This window comes from Flavobacterium shii, assembly GCF_025847235.1.
Taxonomy (GTDB): Bacteria; Bacteroidota; Bacteroidia; order Flavobacteriales; family Flavobacteriaceae; genus Flavobacterium; species Flavobacterium shii.
The window spans coordinates 64,215-87,231 of record NZ_JAOZEW010000021.1 but is presented as its reverse complement, the minus strand read 5'-3'; the positions used below and the strand labels follow the sequence as shown (position 1 = coordinate 87,231).

The window sequence follows — 23,017 nt, the reverse complement described above, 5'->3', positions numbered from 1 at the left end:
TTTATTTTACTTTAAATGTATAGGTAATTCCAAGTTGAAAAACTTGGTTTAACACAACATCATTGTAGTGGTAATCGTTATTACTGTCTTTGTAAAAATAATCGTTTCCAAAAATATCAAGAAAACCTTGTTTGATTCTTGCTTCAAATGATAATCCGTTTGGTAAAGTATACCCAACACCGCCAACAATAGAAAAATCAAAATCTACAGGACGATTATAACTTGAAAAATTATCGGCAACTTTAAAGTCCAATGAAGGCCCAACTAATGCATAAAAAGGACGACCAGCAAAGTTAAATTTATTAATAACACTTAGCGAAACATAATCTAGTGAGTATGTTTTTGTTCGAGAATTATTATAATTTGGTGTCGGCGAGAAAAAGTTTACATATTCGCTTCTTACACCTTGTCTGGAATAATTTACTTCGGGTTGAAGCGTATATAAACGATTGAATTTTATAGCTGCGTATCCACCTAAATTAAAATCTACTTTAGGACCATTGGCTTCAAAATTTGTTAATCTCGAAAAATTCAAACCACCCTTTACTCCAGGGTTTACAGTTACTTGGGCTTGTGTGTTGAGGATTCCAACTAGAATTCCAAAAGCAATTAAGATTATTTTTTTCATTTTGATTTGGTGTTGGTTAATAATTTTATTAAGATTTATTTCTTTATTTTATTCTGTTTTAAAATAATTCAATTCTATTTTTAACTTTATATTTTGATGTAAAATCTCAATTTTTTCAGCAAAAATATTGTTTTCTGAACTAAAACTAATAGTTATTTTTTCTTTTGTTGAAGAAGCGTGTACTACCTTTTCTAATTTTTGATTTTCTTTCGATAAAAATATAAAATTAAATCGGTTACCATCTACAGATTGATAAATGGTATTTGTTTGATTTTCAAATTGTTTCTCAATTAAATAGTTCTTTTTAAGGAGTAATCGAAAGTCTTTTTTTAAGGTCGAAATAAGAATTTTTCGATCCAATTCGGATACTATTGAGTTAACTTTAAAATCAGTTTCGGATATCTCAAAGTCTAATAATTTATTACCAAATTCGGTTGTAAATACAACTCGATGTGTAGTATCATTTATTTTTTTTGCAATAAATATCCCCGATAATTCGTGACCATAAACTGTTATGTTTGCTTTATAAACATAGTCAATTTCGGGATTAGAAAAATAAGGTGCTTCGTAAGACGTTTTTTCTAATGGTTTTGGAGAATAATTCTTTGTAATTTTTTGACCACATGAAAATAGAAAAATGATCAAAAAGCAATTAATTAGTAAAAACGGAGTCGTCGATTTTTGCATTTATCACTTTATTTTTAAGTACAATTCGAGTATAATCTTCAGATGATTCAAGGAGTTTTACCTGAACAACTGTTGCGTCTTCTTTATCAAAAGTCAATTCTATTTGTTTGATGTATTTCTTTAAAGTTACATCTTTTGGAATAAATTTCGCAATGTTCTGGTTTTTTGATTTAAAATAACTGATGCTAAATTCCTTATCATCAAACATATCGCCACTTACACTACCAACAATAAGTTTATTGATTCTTCCAAAAATTTTGCTGTTACCAATATCAACCGCACTCTTTTTACCTTCGTCGTTAATAAGGATTTTACCATTTTTAAAAACAATACTATAGTTATATGGTTTCTTGTATTGCCATTGTAACAAGTTTGGTTCTTTAAAAATCATCTTTCCGGATGTTTCAATATCCTTTGATAGAAAATCAAGATGTTTGTATTGGATAAAATCGGTACTTAATGTTTTAATTTTTTTCGAAACCACATTTACAGATTGTTTGAAAGCTGCAATTTCACCGTCGGACATTTTTTGTTCTTGCGCAAACAGGTTCATTGTGAACAGATTCAGAATTAAAACGAACAAATATATTTTAGTCTTCATATGCTTTAAGATTCAAAAGTTTTTCCACCGAAATCACGGTATAATTGTTTTGCTGCAAAAATTGCAAAAACTGTTCCAAGACCAAAACCGAATGTGTAGCCGTGTCATGCAAAAGTACGATTCCGCCAGGAGAAACTCGTTTTATAATACGATTGTAAATAATTTTTTGGTCTTTAATTCCACCATCGAGTGATCGAATATTCCAACCTATTACTCTATGTTTACTTATTTTTAAAGCTCTTCGAATCGATGGAGTTGTTACACCATATGGAGGTCTGAAGAATTTAATTTTTTTTGAAGTAAATTTTTCCAGTAGGGCATCAGTTTTTTCCAGTTCTTCCAGTATTTTTTTGGCATTGTAAAAATCAAAAAAATGGGAATGACTATAAGAATGATTTCCAACCTGATGACCTTCGGATAAGATACGTTCTATAATTTCGGGATGTTTCTCGATATTTTTCCCAATGCAAAAAAAAGTAGCTTTTATGCCATATTTTTTTAAAACATCCAGCACTTCTAATGTGGTTTCGCTTGGACCATCATCGAATGTTAATGCAATTTTTTTCTTGGTCAAAAATGGATTGTTGCAATAAGCCCTTACATGATAGTTGGATTTTATTCGTGCCGAATTTATTGCCACAATAGTTAGCCAGACCATTCCAATTAGGATAAACCAACAAAAATTGATCGCTATATAAAGTTTCGTAAGAAGCAATAAAAGCAATATAATGATAAAAAACAAAGAAGTTCTTTTATGCGTTATCATTTTGAAATTAATGTAAAACTATGGTCTTTACCGTTTAATTGGTTATATAATAGAATGGTGTTGTATGTTGATTTCTCTAATGAATTAGCTTTAACAAGTTCCGGTATTGTTTGTGTCTTGATGATTTTAGAACCAACCCATAATCCAAAAGCCGAAGCTGTATTGTATTCTCCACTTAAATGTTTGTAATAAACTTGTGGTGTATTTGCGAAAGCATTTTCTGCCAAATTGCTATAATAGGAATCGAATTCAACATCACCATTACAACCTAAGACAATAGCATCAATATCCGAAACTTCTAATTTATTAGATTTTAGAAATTCAATAACTTCAGCTTCAACTTCATTTTCTTGTAGTATATTTTTAATTTCTACATCCAGAAGTTCGGCATAGGTGGTATCTTTTTTTTCATTTTCTAAAACAAAGAAGCTAGCTCCCTCACCATAAATATATCCTTTTGTGGTTTCGTTTAAAAGTAGGTAAGGTTCTTTTCTGTCCTCTTTTATATACCCAGCCAATTTAAAAAGAGATATTGTATAATCACCATTTTCATCAACGCCACCTACTAATACTGAGTTGGCTTCGTTTCCTTCAATCTGCATTTTTGCATCCAAAAGAGCCGACTCAAAAGAGATTGCGCCATTTACATAAGTAAAGTTATATCCTTTACATTGTAAGGTAAGGGCAATTTGTGCACCAACGGTATTGTGTGTAGATTGTATAAAAGCGGTTGGTGTTAAAAACTCCTCATTATTATCGATAATTGCTTTTAAGAATTTTTCTGAATCCTCGATACAACCCATTCCTGTTCCGGTAATAATCGCATCAACATTCGGAACATTGGCTTCTTTCAGAGCATAAGCCGAAGCTACTATTCCGTTTTTGATACCATTAGCCATTCTTCGGCTTGCAACCGGAGAGATAAAGTCTTTGTAAACGGGTTTTTTTAAAAATAAAACGTTGTCATTTTTATTCCATTCTGCGTCTTCCAAAAAAATAGTATCAAATGTTTTTTGAGCTGAAAGACAACCTGTACCATTTATATATGTTTTCCTCATTTGTTTTTAGAAAATATAAGAGTGGAACAATTACCACCAAATCCAAATGAATTTGATAATACGTGTTCGATATTTTTATGTTTTAAAGTTGTTTGTGGTGTTAGATTAAATTCCTGCATTGGAGTTTCAAAATTTAAACTTGGAAAAACCACATTGTTTTGGATAGCAAGTACACTATAAACTGCTTCGATTGCTGCTGCAGCTGCCAGAGTATGCCCCGTAAAAGGTTTAGTCGAGCTAAAATCGGGAACAGGTTGTTCATTGTAAATTCTAAGAATAGCCCTTCCTTCTGATAAATCATTATTGGGAGTTGCTGTTCCATGAACATTTATATAATCTATTTCGCTTGGGTTTAAAGCTGCAACATCAAATGCTTTTTTCATGGCAAGATAAGCACCATCACCATTTTCTGATGAAGCAGTTTGATGAAAAGCATCATTGGCATTACCATAACCCGAAACATGAGCGAGTACTTTTTTATTTTCTTTTTTTACAACTTCATCAGATTCCAAAACTAAAAAAGCAGCAGCTTCACCAAGATTTAACCCTTTGCGTTCATTATCAAAAGGTTTGTTGTAACCATCGGATAGGATCATTAAAGTCTTAAAACCGTTGATTGTAAATTTTGCCAAAGCATCGGTTCCTCCAACAATTACACGATCGAGTTTTCCGGTTTTTATCAATCTTGCACCAAGCATAATTGCATTTGCAGCCGAAGAACAAGCAGTACTTATTGTCGTAACCATACCTTTTAATCCAAGTTCATTGGCAATTTTTTGAGCTACATCACCACAATTATGGCAGCTAATGTATTTTTCAACTTCCGGATTTTCGAAATAATCATAATAATATTTTTCGGTCATATCCATTCCGCCAACACTTGTTGCCGAAATTAATCCCGTTTTATATTCATTAATAGATGTGATTCCTGCATTTGCAACAGCTTCCTTGGCAGCAATTGCACCAAGCATTGCTGTTCTCGAAAAGTTGTTTTCTTCGTCAAGTTGTAATTGAGCGATTAACTCAGCATTGGTTTTTTTTATTTCACCAACCTTAATAACATCGGCATGAACAGTCGAAATGTTTTCGATGGTTGTAATAGCAACCTTGTTATTTATTAATGAAATATAATTTTCCTCAACCGAATTTCCGATTGAAGAAATTATTCCCATACCAGTTATAGCAACTCCTTTTACCATTTTTTAGACTTCTTGGATTTTAGACTTACTTAGACTACTTAGATTTTCTAGATAAAAATTCATGAAAAACTAGAGGATAGTCGAATAATCTAAAAATCGAACAATTTATTATTTTAAACTTTGACAAGCTTCTTGAAACTATTTCAATCTTTTAGACTTGCTTAGATTTCAGACAATACTTTTATTTAAGTAGTCTAAGAAAATCTAAGCAAGTCTAAGAAGTCTACTTCGTTCTATTAGCCGTAATATAGGCAGCCATTGATTCGATTGATTGAAAAATTACTTTTCCTTCTTTCGGGTCAACCAGTTTAATTCCGTAATCTTTATCCAGAATAACGATTAATTCCAGAGCATCGATAGAGTCTAAACCTAAACCATCCCCAAACAAAGGATCATTGTCATTAATATCTTCAAGGGTAATGTCTTCAAGGTTTAAAACGGTAATAATTTTATTTTTTAATTCTAATTTTAATGCGTCCATGGTTATTTATTATATAATGTTTCTATCGTTTCGTTTTGGTATTCTTGGTTTTCTTCCTTACCGATCAGGCAAAGAAAAGCTTTATATTCCTCATTAAAAAATTCAACCCATCCACAAAGCACAGTTTCTGCTTTATTGGTATGTAAAAGCGTATTGGCATAACTGGTCATGAATTCCGGATTGAAGGCGTCAAATATAAAAAAAGAATTTTCACTTTTTAGTTGATGACGGATACTAATTTCACCCAGGCAAATGTTTGGTAAAGTGTAAACAAAAACTGCCGGGCTTGGATAATAGTTTTCCTTATCGGATATAGATTCCTGATACTTTACATCGGTATCCAAACTTGATGATTTATTTGCTAAAAGCAAAGCGGTATTGTTATCTATTCCAGATTCTGTTTCTGATTTTAAAAGTAATTCAGCGCCTAAAAAAGCAAGCTTGCTTAAAGAATCCATTTTGAAAAACTTAGGATAATTAACCTCAAAATTGCGATACGCTTGTTTCGAAAAATCAGCAAATGAAGTTGGTTCAGTTTTAAAAACAGAAGCTCCATTCAAAATAATTTCGTTGTTTTGGATTGTGCAATAGGATTGTATGTATGTTTTGTTTTCAGCCATTTTATTTTAAACACTAATTCCACTAATTAGCACTATTTTTTTTGATTTTTTAAATTTCACTAAGATTTGAATACTTTAAAATGTATAATTGCAATACTTCTTTTATTTTATGAAACCCAAGTATGAATGATTTTAGCAATTTTCCATTTCCCAGATTTATTTTCAATTATAATTATAAAGCCTCTTCCGCTTCTTCCACCTCCGCAAGAAGCACCGGCAGATAGTATCCCTGATGTTTTTGTTTTATTAAACTGGATTCTCGATACTGAAATAGTTCCAACAGGCAATAAATTACTTTTGTCATCGAGATTCCAATTTTTTTCATGAGGATATTTTGATGTTCTTTGAAAATTAAACTTTTTATTATTTTCAAAAGTTTTCAAATCAAATTTGTATTCGTCTGTTTCTTTTGAAATGTCATAAGAGTATTTGGAAAGCTTAATTTCTTTGGGAATAATTTCAGTTTCTTGAGGACTAATTTTTTTCACATCATCATAAACACCAATTAATATTCTTGTTTTGTCATTTTTGATACTATCCTGTTCAAAATTATATTTTTTCAATTCAGCATGATAACCAATAGTATCTTCTTTATTGGTTTTAAAATCTACTCTGGGGCTTGGTGGTGGAAGCATAATTCTTCTATCCATATATATTGACTCAACTATTTCAAGAAAAACATTATTAATAACATTCTTTTCAAATTGTAGTTTATCATTTTCTTTCTTTTTACATCCAAAAAAGGAAAGTAGCATTACAGTTATAAATATGAATCTTTGTAGTTTCATTTTTTCTTTCCGATTTGTTTTATTTCTTTATCAAAATCTGAAATTATTTTTTGAGTTTTATTAAACTCATCATATTCTTTTATGGCTTTTTTATCAGCTTGAATTTTAGATATTCTGCCTTTACCGTCTAAAATTTTGTATTCGTTGAATGATAAAAATTTATTTACACTTGTAGCTAATTCTTCCATCGTAAAAGTGTTTTCACGCTCGATCAAACCTTCTACATAATCAAAGTAACCTGTTACAGTTCTTTCTAATTGAGTTATTTCTTTTTCTTGTAAATAATTTTTAGCGATAATTACATCCGATTTTAAAATTCTACCATCAGGAGCATTTTTCCAGCTGCTAAGTCCCATGTTGTCTTTCTTTTTGTCGGCATTTTTATGGATAATTTCTGCAGCAGTATTTCCAGTTATAGCAAAGTGAAATTTATTTTGAACCAAGGCGTAGAAATTTTTTGTCGTTTCTGAGTTTTTATCATAATCGATACTGCACTCAGCAAAAATATCGCTCACTTGTTGATAGATTCTACGTTCGCTGGCACGAATAGAGCGGACTCTACGTAATAATTCTTTAAAATAATCTTTACCAAAAACAGTTTGTCCCTGTTTTAGACGGTCATCATCTAGAACAAAACCTTTTATGATAAATTCTTTTAGAGTCTGAGTTGCCCAGATCCTAAATTGAGTTGCTTTAGTAGAATTTACTCGGTAACCAACAGAAATAATAGCGTCAAGATTATAAATTTTTTGAGTTCTAGCTACTTGACGATTACCCTCTTGTTGAACTTGTAAGGTTTCCTTACAAGTTGAATTTTCTTGTAATTCTTCAGATTCAAAAATGTTTTTTAAATGTAAAGTGATATTCTGTGAGGTTGTGCCAAACAATTTACTCATAGCTTTTTGTGTGAGCCAAATCGTTTCGTCTTGTACAAAAACATCAACCCTAACTTTTCCATTTGGATTGTCGTAGATAAGAAATTTAGATTCGTTGTTTTCCATATTACTTCACTTTTTCAAAAACTACAGCCGTATTACAACCTCCAAATCCAGAAGCTGTTTTTAGGAACGTTTCGATATTTTTATCTTCGTTTTCTTGGATAACATTTATCGATTGACTTACACCCAATTCATCAAAACCTAAGGAAACAAAAAGCTTGTTTTGAAGCACAGATTCAATCGCAATTACGGTTTCTAACAATCCAGATGCGCCTAAGGTATGACCGTAAAAACCTTTCAGACTATTTACAGGAATAGTTCCCATTTGTAATCGGTTGAAAGCGATAGCTTCCATTTCGTCATTAAATGGTGTTGCGGTTCCATGAGCCGAAATATAATCGATATTCTCAGGTTTTATTTGTGCTTCGTTTAAGGCATTTTGAATGCTTCTGAATAAACCTTCGCCTGTTCTTGATGGACCCGAAATATGATTGGCATCGTTTATAGAACTATCTCCTGCAACTTTTATTTTTGCGTTTTTGGCTGCTGCCGAAATTAAAACTGCTGCAGCTGCTTCACCAAGACTTACACCGGTTCTGTTTACAGAATATGGTTTGCAGGGTAAACTACTCATTGCTTGAAAAGCATTAAAACCAGACAAAACAAATTCCGAAACTTCATCACCAGCAACGATAAAAACGTTGTCGTAGAGTTCACTTTGTATTAATCTTTTGGCAACCGAAACGACCAGAATTCCTGATACACAAGCATTCGAAACGACTATTGGCTGGGTTTTAAATCCAAAATAATCGGCTATTGTCTGCGCTAAAGTATGCAAATGCGCATTCTGAAAACTCTCAGGTGAATCATTTTTTAATGCAGTAACATTTCCTTTTGTTGTCGAAAGTATAAAGGCGGTCTTTGAATCTAAATCTATTTTAGAATTTTTGATTATTGGTTCTAAAGCCAAAATCATCATTTTCTCTAATCTCGAATAGTTGGTTTTAGAACTAACTTTTGCGAAAGCAGAATTTAGTTTTTCCTCATTTATAATCGAAGCATAAAAAGGATTTGGCATCAAGGATACATCTTCATGCAACTGAATACCAGATTCGCCATTAAGGATAGCTTCAATGTTCGATGGAACATTAAATCCTAATGGTGTGATACAATTGGTTTGCGTGATGAATACTGCTTTTGTCATTTTTATTGTTTTATTCTGCAAGGTTTTAAGTTGCTATCCTAACAGGTTTCTAAAACCTGTTAGGTATCTTGTATTGATTATCATACCTACAAGGTTAGAAAAAAACCTTGCAGGATGTTATTGTGTTTTACTTTAACAATCCTACTTTTCTCTTCCATTCTTCATAAAATGGAGGATTGGTAAGCATTAAATTTCCTTCTTTATTTAAAAATACCTGAGTGGTTTCGCCTGTGCAGACAATCTCATTATTGGTATTAAAAATTTTGAATCTAAAAATTATTTTAGCGGCTGGTGTATCGACAATACTTGTTTCTACCCTAATAACATCGCCATAACGTAAAGATAGTTTGTGTTCACAAATAGATTTTACGATTGGTGTTGTATAACCGCTTTCGGCAACATCCAGATAGGTAAGTTTGTGTTTACGCCCGAAAGCTTCACGACCATCTTCAAAGTAAGTTATATAATAGCCGTGCCAAACGATCCCGAGTGCATCGGTTTCGTTAAAGCGAACTCTAACTTCTTCGGTAACTGTTAATGCAATAGCTTCGTTATACTGCTCTTTTCTTCTTATCATATGCTAAGGCAATTGTTGTGGTAATTATAAAAAACAGAAATAATAAACTTATCTCCGGAATGATTTCTAAGAAAGATGCGTTACGTAACAACACATCATAAAATGCATTTAATCCCCAGTTCATAGGGGATGATTTGGCTATGATTTGCATGATTTTTGGCATTGCAAAAACAGGAACCCAAACGCCCCCAATTGCAGCCAATATAATAACGCTTGTTGCGCCAAACGGAGCCGATTGTTCTTGTGTCTTGGCAACGGTTCCTAATAAAATCCCGAAACCTATAGCGGCAAATCCCGAGAATAATGCAACGATGCTCATTAGGAATAAATGTCCTTCGATATTAAGTGGTGGCAAACCAATTTCTGGAAATAGAAATACAGCAACGGCAACCATCATATAAAACTGAATCATACAAATTACGGAATACGTAATTGTTTTACCTAGCATTACAACACGGTTTGAAACGGGATTTGTTAATAAACGAACAAAGGTCCCCTGTGTTTTTTCTTTTACAATATTAATCGAAAGCGGAATCACGATAAAGAACATGGCAAAAAGTGTCCAAGCCGGAACGTTATGTTGTGTTGAATTTGGCAACACTTCTTTGTTGTTTACTCTAGGAACTATTTCTTTGAAAGTGATAAAACTTTTTTGTTCAAAACTAGCACTTCCTTCTCCTAATTGTTCCTGGAAAGCGGTGTATATAGAATGTGTTTCTATTTGCGAAATCATCTTATCGATAGAGTTCATGACTGCATTCTTAAAAGTCATTTGTACCGCAGGGTCAAAGTATAGTTTTACTTCCTTTTGGTTAATTATTTTAGGAGTTTCGGTGTGAGTAACTGTATCGGTTGAGCCAATACTACTCACTATTTTTTGAACATTCTGATCTATTTTTGCTTGTAAATCCTTGCTTAAGTTTTCAGGAATAACAATCGCCAGTTGGTATTTTCCTTTATAAACAGCTTCTTTGGCAACAGCCTCGGTTAAAGGAATATTGTTAATTTGGGTAACGACAGTAAACAGGTTGCTTTTTTGTAAATTATCATAAACTGTTTTGGCTACAGAACCATTGTCATTATTTACCAAAAGGATTTCGATTTTGGAATCACTTACGGTTTTAAAAGTACTATCCTGAATTAAGGTTACAGTAATAACAAGTACTAGAGGCATCACAAATAAAATGATTAATCCTCCTAAATCTCTTTTTAATAAAAGAAACTCTTTTACGACAGACATCCATAATTTATATATCATCTCTCAGTTCTTTACCAGTTAATGAAATAAAAACGTCTTCGAGATTTTGAGCATTTTGTGTGCTCGAAATTAATCCTGATGGTGTGCCTTGAGCATAAATTTTGCCTTGGTCTAGTATTGCAATATCACTACAAAAATCTTCTGCTTCGGATAAATGATGCGAAGTATATATTATAGTAGTTCCGTTTTGGTTGAGGTGTTTTAGATAATCAATAATAGCATTTTTCGATTGTACGTCGACACCAACCGTTGGTTCATCCAGAAAGATAATTTTAGGATTGTGTAATATACCTGCAATTAAATTAATTCTTCTTTTCATTCCGCCCGAAAAGGTTTCGATGCGTTTATCGGCAAATTTCAGTAAACCCAAAAGGTCCAAAGTTTCGATTACTTTGTCTTTTAAGTCCTGACCTTTTAAGCCATACATACTCCCGAAATAATGTAAATTCTCTCTTGCCGTTAGGGTAGGATACAAGGCATATTCCTGAGGAACAACACCTATAATCTTTTTTATTTTGGTAGCATTATTTGCATATGCCATATCACTAATGGTAAAAGAACCCGAAGTAGGCTTGACCAAACCACAAAGCATGGAAATCAAAGTAGTTTTTCCGGCTCCATTTGGGCCTAATAAACCAAAAATTTGTCCTTCGTTTATAGTAAGCGTTAAATCGTTCAAAGAATACATTTCTGCATTTTTGTACTTTTTAGAAAGGGATGTTATTTGAATAATGGGTTGCAAAATATATCTAGCTAATTGCTTTTTTTAATTTCTTGAAAAATACTTCTTCTCTATTGGCAATGTCCAAAAGTTGGTCGGCAATAGTATTGTAAGCATCATTTTTGGCACTTCGATTCTTGTAGATTCTTGAAGCTTCTACAGCAAAATCTCGCCATAAATCTCCAATTTGTGTCATTTCTTTCGAAAGGATTTTTAAATCTTCATTATTTAAAATAACAGCAGCTTCTTGTAAAAAAGCAGCATATATAAAACGGAATCCTCCGCCACCAGTTCCTATTTCTTCTTGCATACGTACCATTTGTGCCAGGTAATGATTGGCTTTTTTGGTTCCGTGTTGAAGGGGCCATTTACGTATTTTTCCCGAAACAAGTTTGATTCCTTTCACACCAATAATAGGCATTGGCGCAAGCATATCGCGACAAGTGTTTTTTATTCCTTTGATAATAGCACTTTTTAAATCTACATTCTCAGGAATATGAATAGGGTAATACATTTGCCCTTTTGGAGCAAAAGCACCTTTGGCAAAACGTACTTTGTCTAATTCATCATGTGTAAGCGTTGTAACAGTTTCCATTACCGGATCACTAATAAGATAATCGGTATCGGTTTTTCCGTAAACGACTAAGTTATGAGCATTGAAATGAAAGCGATACTCATCTGGAAAATAACTTAAATTATAAACACCAACTTGTAATCCTGTTGGGATGTTATTTTTTAGATTTTCATCCAAAGCTTGATTTGCTTTTGCAACAGATGAAAATTTTTGTCTTTTTATTTTTAAATGCAACCTATTGGCAACTCTTCTGAAAATTTGTCCCGGTAGGGTTCTGTAACTTATAGCGGGAGCATAATTAACTTTTATAAAAGGCAGGTACACGAAAAAAAGTCCTGATCCAATCCCAAAAACCATAGGTTCACTTAAATTTAAACCATTGTTTTTTAGCAAGTTTGAAGCTACCCCATTTTCGCAATGTGCCGATTGATGATGTGTAAAAGTAGTTTGCATTAATCTGTTTTAAAATTTTTTAATTCGAATACTGAAATCGAAAAGGCTTCAGCATATTTTTGTAAAATGTGGTCATTTAGTTTTGCAAAGATAGCGGGTTTAAAATGCCTTTTTACGCGCCATTTCCACATACCAACATAATTGGAAAGAATAAGAAGATCCATTCGGTTTAATTCCATGTAATAACAGATAGGGCTTACTTCTCCGTTTTTTACTTGCAGTTTTGCGTCGGCGATTCGTTCGTTTATTTCATCGATAGAATTAGAAAGTGCAATAGTTTTAGGTTCCCAACCTGTACTTAGAGCTGTCGTATAATTGCCGTTTTCATCGGTTGCATATACAAGCTCTTTAATATTATTTTTGGTTAGATTCCCTTTGTCTTGTGGTACTTTTTCTTTTTCCATGACCTTTTTCTTTTTGAAATACGAGTAAATGTATTTATTTTTTAATCTGCATTACTTCTTCTAATAATGGAGCTAATCCATTTTCGGTTATTGTATCGTTATTCCAAAAACTCATACAACAACTCACATAATTCCCTCTTACTTTATTGGCTACATAATAAATAGTCAATGTTTTTCCTCCAGACATCCCTGCAAGTAACGATTTTAAACCTGTAAAATCATAAATCACTTTTTTAGCTTTAGTTTCTGTTCCTTCAAATATTACATCAATTTCTTCTTCAGAAATTATTTTCCCTGTTTTTTGACTTTTTGTAATATTGAATTGATTGCTAATTGACTGTTGTGCACTTTCCATGGTCTTGTGCACTGACCAGTTCATTTCTCCATTATAGGGACATTGAATTGTATTAATATTTGTCCAATAGCAATTGTTTCCTAGCTTAATTTTTCTTCCTGCAAAATCAATACTGTCAATTGTTCTTGATTCAAAAACTTCTTTAGGAATCTCATGGTTTAAAATCCGATTTATATATTTTCGTTCAAAATATTTATCAATTTTATTATAGTAGCCGAACCAAAAAACAGAAATTGTTTTGTTTTTGTCTTCAACAAAATAATATGAGTTTATCTGATTAATATTATCAATTACATTTACAGATTTAGTGATATAAAGATTGTTATAGTTTAGGCTGTCATCTTTTATTTTTAAGTCACTTTCTTTAAGGGAGAATTTTCTATAAATTTTTTTCAAATTTTTTTCAGAAAATTCATAGTTAAATGTTTGGTTTGAAAAATTAATTCCATCAACATTATAATAGGCTACGGTTTGAGTATTTATTGCTTTTAATCGTTTTGAGAAATCATCATTTTCCTGACAATAGATTAAAACTGATGAGAGAAATATTAATGTGTTTATTATGCTTTTCATTTGATGTTTTCGATTGAAATTTTATAAAACAGCCGAATTTGTTTTTTGAATGAACAAATTAATCTCACATTCCAAAAGCATTTTATCTTCATGAAAACTTTCGCAACTCATCGTACATAATGTATAATCGTCTCCAGCAAATTTAGAAACTAAAGTTGCTCGTGTAATTATACTATTGTTCACCTTTGGTAATTCGTATATTTTGAGATTTTTAAGTGTACTGATAAAACCAATGACGCTTACACTTTCTTCTCCATCTGGATTGGCAAAATATTTTTGCGCTACAATAGAGGAACAGGTTTGCGCTACATTCTCTATTAATCCGGCTTCGATAAAAGTATTCTTGTCGACAAAAATATTGTCTTCTTTTATCAAAAATATTGTTTCGACACTTTGAGCATCTATCGTAAGAATTAAATCGACCATAAGCATAGGCTCACGATGTGGGAGATAATTTCGTATGTCTACTAAAGTGTCCATCTGCTATATTATTTAGCCAAAACGGTCTTCATCTGACCGCTGGCAATTTCTTCATTGTTTAATGTTGTAACGATATCTACGAGTGTTATTCCGGCAAATTCTTGTAGAATTGTTATCGTCGATTGAATTTCATCGTTTACATTTGGCAGTTTCTTTATATCAATTTGCTTGATAGAACCGATATAACCTGTTGGCGCTTTTTCTTGTTTTAAGAAAAATGCATATCCAGTATGCAAAGCCACAGATTGTGCCATGTGTTCTATTAATCCAGCTTCTAGAAAAGTCCCGTTTTCTGAAAAAATATTTTCACTTTGAATTTTTAAACCAGAGACTAAAGAAGTTTCATCGAATGAAAACATCTTATCGACCATTACAAAAGGAAACTTTTGTGGTAATAAATTTTCGACAGCTTCTTTTTCTAAAAGTAAAGTTGTTTTCATTAGCAAACAGTTAAATAAGCATACGCAAATGAGAATCTTCCGCTTTCTGGAACTGATAAAAGTATGCGATCGCCAATTTTTAACTTTCCAGAATTCATTAATTCTTCAACAGCAAGATAAATAGATGCGGAACCTACGTTTCCAACACGAGCAAGATTCATGAACCATTTTTCATCGGCCATCCCAACATTATTTTCTTCAAGGCTTTTCTTTAAACCTTCAACAAAAAAGTGTGAAGAAACGTGTGGAATAAAATAATCAACCTGATCTGCGGTAATGTTATTTTTTGTCATCGCGATACCCATACTTTCGGCACCTTTTGACAGGATAAATTCATCCAGTAATTTCACATCCTGCTTGATAGAGAACACAGATTCATTTAACCATTCTTCTGGTGAATAATCACTCCAGGCTTTAATTTCGCCAGATTCTAGTTTATCTCCTCCGGCATACATACAAGTTTCCAATTCATATGCGTATGAAAAAGCTTCCATCCATTCTATTTTTAAAGAAATAGGACCTCTTGGTTTATTTTCTAATAAAAAAGCACCTGAACCATCAGATAACATCCATCTTAAAAAATCTTTTTTGAAAGCAATTATAGGTAGTTCTTCCAAGGTTTTTAGATTAGATACTTCTGGGGTATATTTGTGCGACAAGAACCAAGAAGAAACTTTCTCGGATCCGGTGCAAACTGCATTATTTGAATTTCCGGATTTAACAGAAAGGAATCCATATTTTAAGGAATTCATCCCTGCACAACAAACTCCTGATGAAGAATTTAATTCAACCGATTTGTTTTTTAACAATCCATGAACCATAGCTGCATGGGATGGCAAAAAAACATCTGGTGTTGAGGTTCCGCATGAAAGGACTTCCATGTCTTGCGGTGTGAAATTCTCATCGAACAAATTTGTAATAGCATTTTTGGTTAGCTCAGCATTATTATGCGTGCTTTTTCCTTCTTTATCTATTGCATAATAACGGCTTACAATCTTGTTATTGCGCAAGATAATTCGTCTCGCTTTGGAAACAGAATCATTGATAAGGCCCAAATAGCTTTCCATTTCATCATTGGTAACAGCTTCATTTGGCAAATACTTTGCGGCTTTTGTAATATATACTTCAAACATAATATGGGATCTAAACTCCTTGATAATACTGAGTTTCTTTTTTTATTTTGTTTATTTTAATAGGATATGTAATAACGTGCAATATATACACTATTGGCGATATTAACCAAATTGCAAGGAATAAATAAACATAAAATACCTTAAGAAGTACTTTTCTGTTCTTATTATTTCTGGAAATCAGACCAGACCATTTGGTGAAAATTTTATTAGCGGTTTTGTCTACAGTTACAAGATAGGAACTAATACGTACAGCCGAATTTGCGATTAATTTAGGTTGGAGCTCTTTTAAGTTGTTTTCTTTTAGATTAGACGCAATAATATCTCCAAATTTTGAAGATTCGTGAATGTCTTTTTCTGAAACTCCCGGTAATGGAAAAATTCCTAAATACTTCTTTTTCACTCCAGAGAACATCCATTCTACAATTGTAATTACACTAATTAAATTACCAACGCGATCTACTAAAGCTACATTTCCAACTAAGTTGGCATTGTTTTCTTTTAATAAAACTTTGATTTTTTCCTGTGCCATGATCCACATATTGCGAGATCCACTAATGGTTACAACAGGAGTGTTGTTTAATATCTTATGTGCTTCCGGACTTTTTAAAAATGAATTAATTGGGATAGAAGGAGATAAATACCAAACTTGATAATGCAATAGAACCAAGTCGAATTTTGTATTTAAAACTTCTTCGGGAACTGGTTTTAGTGCCGTTGGGACTTGTTTAAATGATTCGGGGAAAGCATCAAAAAAAGAATCTTTATCCCAAGGAAACGGAAATGGTTTTTCTAATTGTATTTCATGAAACGTTACTTTAAACTCATCTGAATTCAAGAATGGTTTAGCAATATTTCGGGCTATACTTTCTAGTTGACCAGATTGAGAGTAATAAATAAAAAGAACATTTTTCATTTTGGTTATGGCTTTTGGTTTTAGCGTTTGGTTATGCGCAAAAGTAATTAATTTTATGAAACGAATTTCCTGATTTTATCTGTTCGTTTTGTGTGAATCCAATCTGGCCAAGTCGATTCATCTTCAGCATCATAAATACGTATTTCCTGATTTTTATCTTCGATTAATAATTCATCGGATGTGCAATTGAGAATTAATGCCGCAGCAGCAACACCCGAATAGGTTGCTCCGGCAACACCATGAGATAACGTACAGGCTCCGCAAAGGAATAAATTTTCAATCTGGGATTTGTTTTTATAGGAGAAAGGCCCGACTTGATTTAGCGTTTTTTCGGTTCCATATACATTCCCTTTGGTCGAATTAATATAAAACTCATTTGTTTTTGGTGTTCCTAATTCAACCTGGATAACGTTTTGTTTTGCATTAGGAATGATTTTCTCGACATTGTTCATCAGTTTATTAATGACTTTTTCTTTGAAGATTTTGTATTCTTCATTATGATAATCGTCTAATCCGTTAAAATCTTTTAAGTTGTCATAATTTACATAAGTAACAATTTCAAAATTATGATATCTACCATTAAAACTTGCAGGATCTTTAAGAGTGGTACAACTTATGAATACTGCGGGGAACGAATCTCCCGAATCGATGTTGCTACTCATTAAGTTCTCGAAATTAGCATCATCATTTTCATCTTTCATCATCCATATATTACCGGAATCGATGTTAAATTGGGTAACATCCATATCCAGTGTCAGGAATAGGATTAATGAGGTTACAGAGTATTTTGTTTTATGTAGTTTTTTGATAAGTGACTTACTTAAATGTTCTTTATCGATTAAATTCAAATAAGTAATTGACGGATCTGCATTGGAAACAATATTTTTGGCAAAAATGGTTTCGCCGTTTTCAAGTTCAACTCCGATTGCTTTTTTGTTTTCAATAATTATCTTTTTGACGCTTTGTTTTATTCGAATCTCTCCGCCATGTTTTTTTACTCCGTTTGTCATTGCTTTTACAATTCCACCACCACCTCCCATGGGATAAAATCCTCCATCAAAATAATGGCTCATTACGGAACAGTGTACAGGAAAACAGGCTTTATTTGGCGAAAGCCCATGATCGCCACATTGTATATTAAGTACAGCTTTGAGCATAGGATCTTTTATGTGCCAGCCTATTACTTTTTTTAAAGGGAACAAGGCAAATTTCCCAAAATGCTTCGTTCGGAATGGGACTGTTATTTTTTGCCACAGCCCTTTTAACTTTGGCATTAATTGTAGTTCAAAGCTAACTTTCTCGATTAATGAAAGGTATTCATTTATGTTTTTTTCTTCTTTAGGAAAACGTATGGAAAGTGTTTTTTTTAGGTTGTCGATTCCTGCTGGCAAATCGAAAGTTTTGTTTCCAATCAGGCAATGTTCGTATGCTTTTTTATTCATTCGAAAGAAAACCATATCATTGGCAATTCCTAACCCGCGATAAAGCTCATTGGTAGAAGCGCCTTTATCTATGAGACCTACATAATGCACACCGGGACTAAAACGTTGCCCTTTTAAAGTAAAGCTATGACTCCAACCACCAGGAACATAATGTTGTTCTAGAATTAAGACTCTTTGTCCGGCTCTTGCCAAACAAATACCTGTTGCTAAACCACCAACTCCGGAACCTATTATGATAGTGTCAAATTCTTTCATACTTTATTTTAAGAATCGCTAAAGTATAAAAGAAAACGTATTAAATTGTAGTGTTTTTTATAGGTTTATTTATTTTTAAATTGGTTCCAAAAATCAAAATAATTAAACCATTGGAGAGGATGTTTTTCAAGCATAGTTTCTACACTTTCGATATAGGCTTTTAGTAATCCTTTTTCGTCGCGATGTTTTACAATGGCTTCACGTGCATATAAATGATAATGCAGGTTTGGTTCTTTCATTACATAAACAAAAACTACAGGCACTTTTAATCGGGATGCAATTAAAAAAGGTCCCGCAGGGAAATTAGCCTCTTGTCCTAATAGTTGATCTGATAAAGATTTTGTTCCTTCAAAATAACGATCACCTGTAAAACAGATAAGTTCGTTTCGACCCAGAGCAGCATTGATTTCGAAAATATGCGATAAATCGTCCTTTATAATAATAAACTTGACAGTAGGTTTTTGGGTAACACTTTCCAAGTATTTTTTTATATCAGAATGTTCTAAATCTGTTGTGACCAGATTGATTTGGAAATCAATGTCGATTTCTCCGAAAAAATGTTCGGCAATTTCAAAATTCCCAATATGTGCACTAATCAAAACGCCACCTTTTTTTTCGGCAAGCAAATTTTTTAGCGTTTCGATACCGTCGAATTCATAGGTAAATTGCTCTCTCATTCCAGCAGAAATGGAGACTTTATCAATAATGGTTTGTCCAAAAACATAGTAGCTTTTAAAAACCATTTTTTTAGATTTAAAATAAGAATATCCCAGTCTTTTATTGAAGTAATAAAAGATAGCACGATTGCTTTTTTTGAGGAAAAGGAAATAGTAAGTTGCTACAAAATACAATAGGAAATAGGCAGACTTAACACCCGCTTTTTGAATTAAAAAAACGAATATTCTATAGCCTAAAACTGTTCCTTTAGATTTTCCATCCCATTTGCTCATTAAGCAGTTTTAGCTTTTAGTTTGGTTTCGATAAGGTCATAAAAATTTTGAAAAGTAGCAATGCCAACGAAATCAACTTCAACTAATTTTACGCCAAAATTAGATTCTATAGATACTACCAAATCTACATAGTCTAAACTATCTAGTCCTAAAGTATCTTTTAAATTAGCGTCTGGCTCAATGTCATCATTATCAACTTCAAATTCATCAACCAAAAAACCATTAATCTTTTCTATTATCTCTTGCTTATTCATTATTCTATTTAAACTTTTTAACTACCAATGCAGAATTGGTTCCTCCAAATCCGAAGGAATTGGACAAAAATATATCAATTTTTCTATTTAACGTAGTTTTAACTAAATTTAATTTAGCAGCATCTTCGTCTGGGTTTTCCAAATTGATGTTTGGAGCTATAAAATCATTTTGCATCATTAGTATAGAATAAATGACTTCGCTTGCGCCTGCCATCCAGCATTCATGCCCAGTCATTGATTTTGTGGAGCTTACATAAGGATTGCTTTTGCCAAAGATTTCGAAGATAGCTTTGGCTTCATTTTCATCTCCAACAGGGGTTGAGGTTGCATGTGCATTTATGTAGTCAATATCGGACGCATTTATTTTTGCATCATCAAGTGCTCTTTGCATTGCAATTGATGGTCCTTCGACATTTGGTGTTGAAATATGACCCCCATTTGATGAAAATCCATAACCGCCAATTTCGGCAATGATAGTTGCTCCTCGTTTTATTGCCGATTCATAACTTTCAAGAATTAAAGTAGCGCCTCCACCACTAGGAACTAAACCATCACGACCTGCGTCAAAAGGTCTTGATGCTTTGGTAGGATCTCCTTCTCCCGAAGCAAAAACACCTAAACCATCAAAACTACACATGGCGTATTTATTGATTTCTTGCGACCCACCACAAATTACTGTGTCTTGAAATCCGCTTTTTATTAAAAAATAAGCAAGACCTATAGCATGAGAGCCACTTGCACAGGCTGCACTTATCGTTAAATTTATACCTCTTAACTTAAATATTGTCGAAAGGTTCATTGTAACAGTCGAGTTCATGGACTTAAAAATCGCCCCGGAACCTATTAAGGCAGTATCTTTTTTTTCTCGAACAATGTCGATTGCATCAATAATAGCTTTAGAAACGCTATCATTACCATACATAATACCTACTTCATTGTGGTCGAAAAAAGCATCATCGATTCCAGCATTTTTCAATGCTTCGATGGTTGCCATATAAGCATATTCGGTTTCTTCACCAATACTCATACGTTGTCTTCGGGTCAACAAATTTTTTAAATCAGGTTTTGGAACCATACCTGTTAAGGCAGATTGAAAGCCAAATTCTTTTCTTTCGGCATCAAATTGTATTCCTGATTTTCCGTTATACAGGGATTCCTTTACTTCGTTTAAGGAAGTACCGATACATGAGTAAATTCCCATTCCTGTAATTACAACTCTCCTATCCATCGTCTTTTTTATAGTAATTTTTTAAGAATATATTCCGCCGTTAATGTTTATAATTTCACCGGTTATATAACTTGATTTATTTGAAATCAAAAAGCTTACCAAATTAGCAACTTCTTCGGCTTCTCCAAAACGATTTACAGGAATTAATTTTAATAATTCTTTTTCGTCCAGTTGGCTCGTCATATCGGTTCTTATAAATCCTGGCGCAACGGCATTTACGGTAATATTTCTTTTGGCTACTTCTTGCGCTAATGCTTTGGTAGCCGCTACAATTGCACCTTTTGCAGCAGAATAGTTGGTTTGACCCGGAGTACCTTTTACTCCCGAAACCGAAACCATATTTACAATACGTCCGTATTTATTACGAAGCATTTTTTGAATAAAAAATTGTGTGACATTAAAAAAACCGCCTACACTTGTGTTCATAACACCATTCCAGTCTTCATGGGACATCCACATAAACAAACCGTCTTTTGTAATTCCGGCATTGTTTACAATTGCTTCAACAATTGCTTCCGGATTTGCATCTTGCCATTGGGTTAAAACATTTTGAACTTCTTCAAAATTGGAAACATCAAATTGTATAATTTCTGCTGTTGCACCTAATTTTATAACTTCATCAAGCGTTTGTTCAGCAGCAATTTTGTTTGAGTGATAATTAATCAGAATGTGGTATTCTGTGTCTACAGCTAATTTTTTACAAATAGCACTCCCAATTCCTCGTGAACCACCAGTTACTAATGCACATTTCATATTATGTAAAATTTTATTTTTTATAGGTCTATGTATGTTATCACTTTTTTTTATTTACTGATTTTGTAACAGGCTTCGTAACAGATTTTGTTTCTGTTTTTGGCTTTTCAGTAGCGATTTCATTTATAGTGTTTTTTTCTTTTGTTTGCGAAAACAGTTCAGCGTTTTCAAACCATTGGTTGCCTAATACAGTTCCGTCTGGTTTAAGAAACCCCCATTTTCCTTCATTTTTTACTCTTGCCAAGCCATCAATAAATCCTTTGTCTTGTTGTACAAATAAGGCAATGACGAATCCGTTTGCGGTTATACTGTATTGAGTTGGAATTACTAATTTTCCTGTTTCATTGATGAATCCCCAATTTTTTTCTTTTACAGGAGCCAATCCGTTTGTGCTAAAAACTTCTGCATCACTATAAGTTGGCGGAATAATAAATTCTGCTTTTGGGTTAATGTAACCCCATTTAGATCCAACACAAACCGGAGCTAAATTTTTGGAAAAAGCTTTTCCTTTATCATATATAGGAAGAATTGCCCAATTTCCTTTTAAATCGATGTATCCAATTTTTCCACCTTTTCGGGCATAGGTTAAATCTTGAGATTCAAAATCCCAAATTTTGTCTGCGCCTTCTACAGGAATAAATTTCCCCCCACTTACTAATCCAAAAGTTTTATCTTTTCTTGCCCAGGTTGTGGTTTTAAAATAATTACCAACTTCATCATAAGTAGTTTCTACAACTTCTTTTCCAGCAGTATTTATAATTCCCCAGTAATTCCCGTTTTTTACCCTTGCAAAACCATTTTCAAAAGGTTTTATAACATCGTATTTTGGTTCTAAAACAATTGCCATTTTCGAATTGATTAATCCAATTTTGTTTCCTTGTTTTATAAAAGCGACACCATCTCCAAAATCATATAATTTATCCGAAGATGGAGCCGTTTGAACTTCTCCTTTGGTATTTATGTAAACCCATTTTTTATCTTTGGATACAATACATATACCGCTATTAAAATCTTTCACATTATCAAAAGTTGCAGGAATAGCCCATGCTTCTTTAGCATCAATAAATCCCCATTTTCCATTGTCCTCTACAGCAGCTAAACCTTCAGAGAAGCTTTTGGCAGATTTGTATTTCGGTTCAATACGAAATGTTCCTTCTTTGGTAAGATATCCAAACTTTCCGTTTTTTTTAACTAATGCTAGTTCTTGACTATTAACAAATTGAATAAAGAATAGCAATAAAAAAATAAATGGTTTTTTCATGTTTTTTAAGATTCAAGATTAAT

General features: G+C 32.8%; 27 protein-coding genes. All 27 read right to left on the bottom strand.

The annotated features are described in order from the left end of the window. Position 1: 1 nt before the first annotated feature. Positions 2 to 628 carry a porin family protein gene (locus OIU83_RS18330; RefSeq protein WP_264207712.1) on the bottom strand — a complete coding sequence of 209 codons (627 nt, stop codon included), beginning with the start codon at positions 626 to 628 and terminating at the stop codon, positions 2 to 4. A gap of 48 nt (positions 629 to 676) precedes the next feature. After that, positions 677 to 1,273 (bottom strand): hypothetical protein, encoded by a 597-nt coding sequence (locus OIU83_RS18325; protein ID WP_264207711.1) that lies wholly within the window; start codon positions 1,271 to 1,273, stop codon positions 677 to 679. Positions 1,274 to 1,280: 7 nt separating this feature from the next. Further along, a complete protein-coding gene (locus OIU83_RS18320; RefSeq protein WP_264207710.1) occupies positions 1,281 to 1,916 on the bottom strand; it encodes a LolA family protein in 636 nt (211 codons plus the stop codon). Continuing rightward, positions 1,906 to 2,574: a polysaccharide deacetylase family protein gene (locus OIU83_RS18315; RefSeq protein ID WP_264207709.1), complete on the bottom strand. Its 669-nt coding sequence runs from the start codon at positions 2,572 to 2,574 to the stop codon at positions 1,906 to 1,908. The genes OIU83_RS18320 and OIU83_RS18315 overlap by 11 nt, the downstream gene beginning before the upstream one ends. 104 nt (positions 2,575 to 2,678) lie before the next feature. Further along, the gene (locus tag OIU83_RS18310; RefSeq protein ID WP_264207708.1) at positions 2,679 to 3,740 is read right to left on the bottom strand and encodes a beta-ketoacyl synthase N-terminal-like domain-containing protein; all 1,062 of its coding nucleotides are present in this window, start codon (positions 3,738 to 3,740) and stop codon (positions 2,679 to 2,681) included. Further along, positions 3,737 to 4,939: a beta-ketoacyl-[acyl-carrier-protein] synthase family protein gene (locus OIU83_RS18305; protein WP_264207707.1), complete on the bottom strand. Its 1,203-nt coding sequence runs from the start codon at positions 4,937 to 4,939 to the stop codon at positions 3,737 to 3,739. Before OIU83_RS18305 ends, OIU83_RS18310 begins: the two co-directional genes overlap by 4 nt. Before the next feature lie 223 nt (positions 4,940 to 5,162). Then, on the bottom strand, positions 5,163 to 5,420 hold the full coding sequence (locus OIU83_RS18300; protein WP_035620100.1) for a phosphopantetheine-binding protein: 258 nt from the start codon (positions 5,418 to 5,420) through the stop codon (positions 5,163 to 5,165). Between the two features lie 2 nt (positions 5,421 to 5,422). Continuing rightward, entirely contained in the window at positions 5,423 to 6,040 is a 618-nt protein-coding gene (locus OIU83_RS18295; RefSeq protein WP_264207706.1) for a 3-oxoacyl-ACP synthase, read from the bottom strand. A 107-nt stretch (positions 6,041 to 6,147) separates the two neighbouring features. Then, the gene (locus tag OIU83_RS18290; RefSeq protein WP_264207705.1) at positions 6,148 to 6,828 is read right to left on the bottom strand and encodes a hypothetical protein; all 681 of its coding nucleotides are present in this window, start codon (positions 6,826 to 6,828) and stop codon (positions 6,148 to 6,150) included. Further along, positions 6,825 to 7,829 (bottom strand): virulence RhuM family protein, encoded by a 1,005-nt coding sequence (locus tag OIU83_RS18285; protein WP_264207704.1) that lies wholly within the window; start codon positions 7,827 to 7,829, stop codon positions 6,825 to 6,827. Before OIU83_RS18285 ends, OIU83_RS18290 begins: the two co-directional genes overlap by 4 nt. 1 nt (position 7,830) lies before the next feature. Continuing rightward, positions 7,831 to 8,970, bottom strand: coding sequence for a beta-ketoacyl-[acyl-carrier-protein] synthase family protein (locus tag OIU83_RS18280; RefSeq protein ID WP_264207703.1), 1,140 nt, complete (start codon positions 8,968 to 8,970; stop codon positions 7,831 to 7,833). A gap of 127 nt (positions 8,971 to 9,097) precedes the next feature. Further along, positions 9,098 to 9,547, bottom strand: coding sequence for an acyl-CoA thioesterase (locus OIU83_RS18275; protein ID WP_264207702.1), 450 nt, complete (start codon positions 9,545 to 9,547; stop codon positions 9,098 to 9,100). Then, positions 9,522 to 10,805 (bottom strand): ABC transporter permease, encoded by a 1,284-nt coding sequence (locus OIU83_RS18270; RefSeq protein ID WP_264207701.1) that lies wholly within the window; start codon positions 10,803 to 10,805, stop codon positions 9,522 to 9,524. The genes OIU83_RS18275 and OIU83_RS18270 overlap by 26 nt, the downstream gene beginning before the upstream one ends. Continuing rightward, a complete protein-coding gene (locus OIU83_RS18265) occupies positions 10,795 to 11,493 on the bottom strand; it encodes an ABC transporter ATP-binding protein (protein WP_264207700.1) in 699 nt (232 codons plus the stop codon). Before OIU83_RS18265 ends, OIU83_RS18270 begins: the two co-directional genes overlap by 11 nt. A gap of 61 nt (positions 11,494 to 11,554) precedes the next feature. Continuing rightward, the gene (locus OIU83_RS18260) at positions 11,555 to 12,553 is read right to left on the bottom strand and encodes a BtrH N-terminal domain-containing protein (RefSeq protein ID WP_264207699.1); all 999 of its coding nucleotides are present in this window, start codon (positions 12,551 to 12,553) and stop codon (positions 11,555 to 11,557) included. Next, entirely contained in the window at positions 12,553 to 12,957 is a 405-nt protein-coding gene (locus tag OIU83_RS18255; RefSeq protein ID WP_264207698.1) for a hypothetical protein, read from the bottom strand. The genes OIU83_RS18260 and OIU83_RS18255 overlap by 1 nt, the downstream gene beginning before the upstream one ends. A 34-nt stretch (positions 12,958 to 12,991) precedes the next feature. Then, positions 12,992 to 13,885, bottom strand: a complete 894-nt coding sequence (locus OIU83_RS18250) for a hypothetical protein (protein WP_264207697.1) — start codon at positions 13,883 to 13,885, stop codon at positions 12,992 to 12,994. Positions 13,886 to 13,906: 21 nt separating this feature from the next. Then, positions 13,907 to 14,365 (bottom strand): ABC transporter permease, encoded by a 459-nt coding sequence (locus OIU83_RS18245; RefSeq protein WP_264207696.1) that lies wholly within the window; start codon positions 14,363 to 14,365, stop codon positions 13,907 to 13,909. An 8-nt stretch (positions 14,366 to 14,373) separates the two neighbouring features. Continuing rightward, complete coding sequence (locus OIU83_RS18240; RefSeq protein ID WP_264207695.1) at positions 14,374 to 14,805, bottom strand: hypothetical protein; 432 nt, start codon at positions 14,803 to 14,805, stop codon at positions 14,374 to 14,376. Then, complete coding sequence (locus OIU83_RS18235) at positions 14,805 to 15,938, bottom strand: beta-ketoacyl-ACP synthase III (protein WP_264207694.1); 1,134 nt, start codon at positions 15,936 to 15,938, stop codon at positions 14,805 to 14,807. The genes OIU83_RS18240 and OIU83_RS18235 overlap by 1 nt, the downstream gene beginning before the upstream one ends. Before the next feature lie 10 nt (positions 15,939 to 15,948). Further along, positions 15,949 to 16,851: a dialkylrecorsinol condensing enzyme DarA gene (locus OIU83_RS18230; RefSeq protein ID WP_264207693.1), complete on the bottom strand. Its 903-nt coding sequence runs from the start codon at positions 16,849 to 16,851 to the stop codon at positions 15,949 to 15,951. A 53-nt stretch (positions 16,852 to 16,904) separates the two neighbouring features. Then, positions 16,905 to 18,548, bottom strand: coding sequence for a phytoene desaturase family protein (locus tag OIU83_RS18225; RefSeq protein WP_264207692.1), 1,644 nt, complete (start codon positions 18,546 to 18,548; stop codon positions 16,905 to 16,907). Between the two features lie 65 nt (positions 18,549 to 18,613). Beyond that, positions 18,614 to 19,498: an LpxL/LpxP family acyltransferase gene (locus tag OIU83_RS18220; protein WP_264207691.1), complete on the bottom strand. Its 885-nt coding sequence runs from the start codon at positions 19,496 to 19,498 to the stop codon at positions 18,614 to 18,616. Further along, on the bottom strand, positions 19,498 to 19,752 hold the full coding sequence (locus tag OIU83_RS18215; protein ID WP_264207690.1) for an acyl carrier protein: 255 nt from the start codon (positions 19,750 to 19,752) through the stop codon (positions 19,498 to 19,500). Before OIU83_RS18215 ends, OIU83_RS18220 begins: the two co-directional genes overlap by 1 nt. 4 nt (positions 19,753 to 19,756) lie before the next feature. After that, a complete protein-coding gene (locus OIU83_RS18210) occupies positions 19,757 to 20,980 on the bottom strand; it encodes a beta-ketoacyl-[acyl-carrier-protein] synthase family protein (RefSeq protein ID WP_264207689.1) in 1,224 nt (407 codons plus the stop codon). A gap of 21 nt (positions 20,981 to 21,001) precedes the next feature. Beyond that, positions 21,002 to 21,733, bottom strand: coding sequence for a 3-oxoacyl-ACP reductase FabG (gene fabG / locus OIU83_RS18205; protein ID WP_264207688.1), 732 nt, complete (start codon positions 21,731 to 21,733; stop codon positions 21,002 to 21,004). A 40-nt stretch (positions 21,734 to 21,773) separates the two neighbouring features. Further along, positions 21,774 to 22,994, bottom strand: a complete 1,221-nt coding sequence (locus tag OIU83_RS18200) for a WG repeat-containing protein (protein WP_264207687.1) — start codon at positions 22,992 to 22,994, stop codon at positions 21,774 to 21,776. Positions 22,995 to 23,017: the final 23 nt, after the last annotated feature.

Excerpts from the sequence above, each read along its gene's own strand:
- OIU83_RS18265 (WP_264207700.1), bottom strand. The coding sequence starts at position 11,493 with ATGTATTCTTTGAACGATTTAACGCTTACTATAAACGAAGGACAAATT.
- OIU83_RS18280 (WP_264207703.1), bottom strand. The coding sequence starts at position 8,970 with ATGACAAAAGCAGTATTCATCACGCAAACCAATTGTATCACACCATTA.
- OIU83_RS18320 (WP_264207710.1), bottom strand. The coding sequence starts at position 1,916 with ATGAAGACTAAAATATATTTGTTCGTTTTAATTCTGAATCTGTTCACA.
- OIU83_RS18300 (WP_035620100.1), bottom strand. The coding sequence starts at position 5,420 with ATGGACGCATTAAAATTAGAATTAAAAAATAAAATTATTACCGTTTTA.
- OIU83_RS18250 (WP_264207697.1), bottom strand. The coding sequence starts at position 13,885 with ATGAAAAGCATAATAAACACATTAATATTTCTCTCATCAGTTTTAATC.
- OIU83_RS18305 (WP_264207707.1), bottom strand. The coding sequence starts at position 4,939 with ATGGTAAAAGGAGTTGCTATAACTGGTATGGGAATAATTTCTTCAATC.
- OIU83_RS18315 (WP_264207709.1), bottom strand. The coding sequence starts at position 2,574 with ATGGTCTGGCTAACTATTGTGGCAATAAATTCGGCACGAATAAAATCC.
- OIU83_RS18225 (WP_264207692.1), bottom strand. The coding sequence starts at position 18,548 with ATGAAAGAATTTGACACTATCATAATAGGTTCCGGAGTTGGTGGTTTA.
- OIU83_RS18295 (WP_264207706.1), bottom strand. The coding sequence starts at position 6,040 with ATGGCTGAAAACAAAACATACATACAATCCTATTGCACAATCCAAAAC.
- OIU83_RS18235 (WP_264207694.1), bottom strand. The coding sequence starts at position 15,938 with ATGTTTGAAGTATATATTACAAAAGCCGCAAAGTATTTGCCAAATGAA.
- OIU83_RS18215 (WP_264207690.1), bottom strand. The coding sequence starts at position 19,752 with ATGAATAAGCAAGAGATAATAGAAAAGATTAATGGTTTTTTGGTTGAT.
- fabG (WP_264207688.1), bottom strand. The coding sequence starts at position 21,733 with ATGAAATGTGCATTAGTAACTGGTGGTTCACGAGGAATTGGGAGTGCT.
- OIU83_RS18290 (WP_264207705.1), bottom strand. The coding sequence starts at position 6,828 with ATGAAACTACAAAGATTCATATTTATAACTGTAATGCTACTTTCCTTT.
- OIU83_RS18330 (WP_264207712.1), bottom strand. The coding sequence starts at position 628 with ATGAAAAAAATAATCTTAATTGCTTTTGGAATTCTAGTTGGAATCCTC.
- OIU83_RS18220 (WP_264207691.1), bottom strand. The coding sequence starts at position 19,498 with ATGAGCAAATGGGATGGAAAATCTAAAGGAACAGTTTTAGGCTATAGA.
- OIU83_RS18255 (WP_264207698.1), bottom strand. The coding sequence starts at position 12,957 with ATGGAAAAAGAAAAAGTACCACAAGACAAAGGGAATCTAACCAAAAAT.
- OIU83_RS18210 (WP_264207689.1), bottom strand. The coding sequence starts at position 20,980 with ATGGATAGGAGAGTTGTAATTACAGGAATGGGAATTTACTCATGTATC.
- OIU83_RS18230 (WP_264207693.1), bottom strand. The coding sequence starts at position 16,851 with ATGAAAAATGTTCTTTTTATTTATTACTCTCAATCTGGTCAACTAGAA.
- OIU83_RS18200 (WP_264207687.1), bottom strand. The coding sequence starts at position 22,994 with ATGAAAAAACCATTTATTTTTTTATTGCTATTCTTTATTCAATTTGTT.
- OIU83_RS18245 (WP_264207696.1), bottom strand. The coding sequence starts at position 14,365 with ATGGACACTTTAGTAGACATACGAAATTATCTCCCACATCGTGAGCCT.
- OIU83_RS18285 (WP_264207704.1), bottom strand. The coding sequence starts at position 7,829 with ATGGAAAACAACGAATCTAAATTTCTTATCTACGACAATCCAAATGGA.
- OIU83_RS18240 (WP_264207695.1), bottom strand. The coding sequence starts at position 14,805 with ATGAAAACAACTTTACTTTTAGAAAAAGAAGCTGTCGAAAATTTATTA.
- OIU83_RS18275 (WP_264207702.1), bottom strand. The coding sequence starts at position 9,547 with ATGATAAGAAGAAAAGAGCAGTATAACGAAGCTATTGCATTAACAGTT.
- OIU83_RS18260 (WP_264207699.1), bottom strand. The coding sequence starts at position 12,553 with ATGCAAACTACTTTTACACATCATCAATCGGCACATTGCGAAAATGGG.
- OIU83_RS18270 (WP_264207701.1), bottom strand. The coding sequence starts at position 10,805 with ATGATATATAAATTATGGATGTCTGTCGTAAAAGAGTTTCTTTTATTA.
- OIU83_RS18310 (WP_264207708.1), bottom strand. The coding sequence starts at position 3,740 with ATGAGGAAAACATATATAAATGGTACAGGTTGTCTTTCAGCTCAAAAA.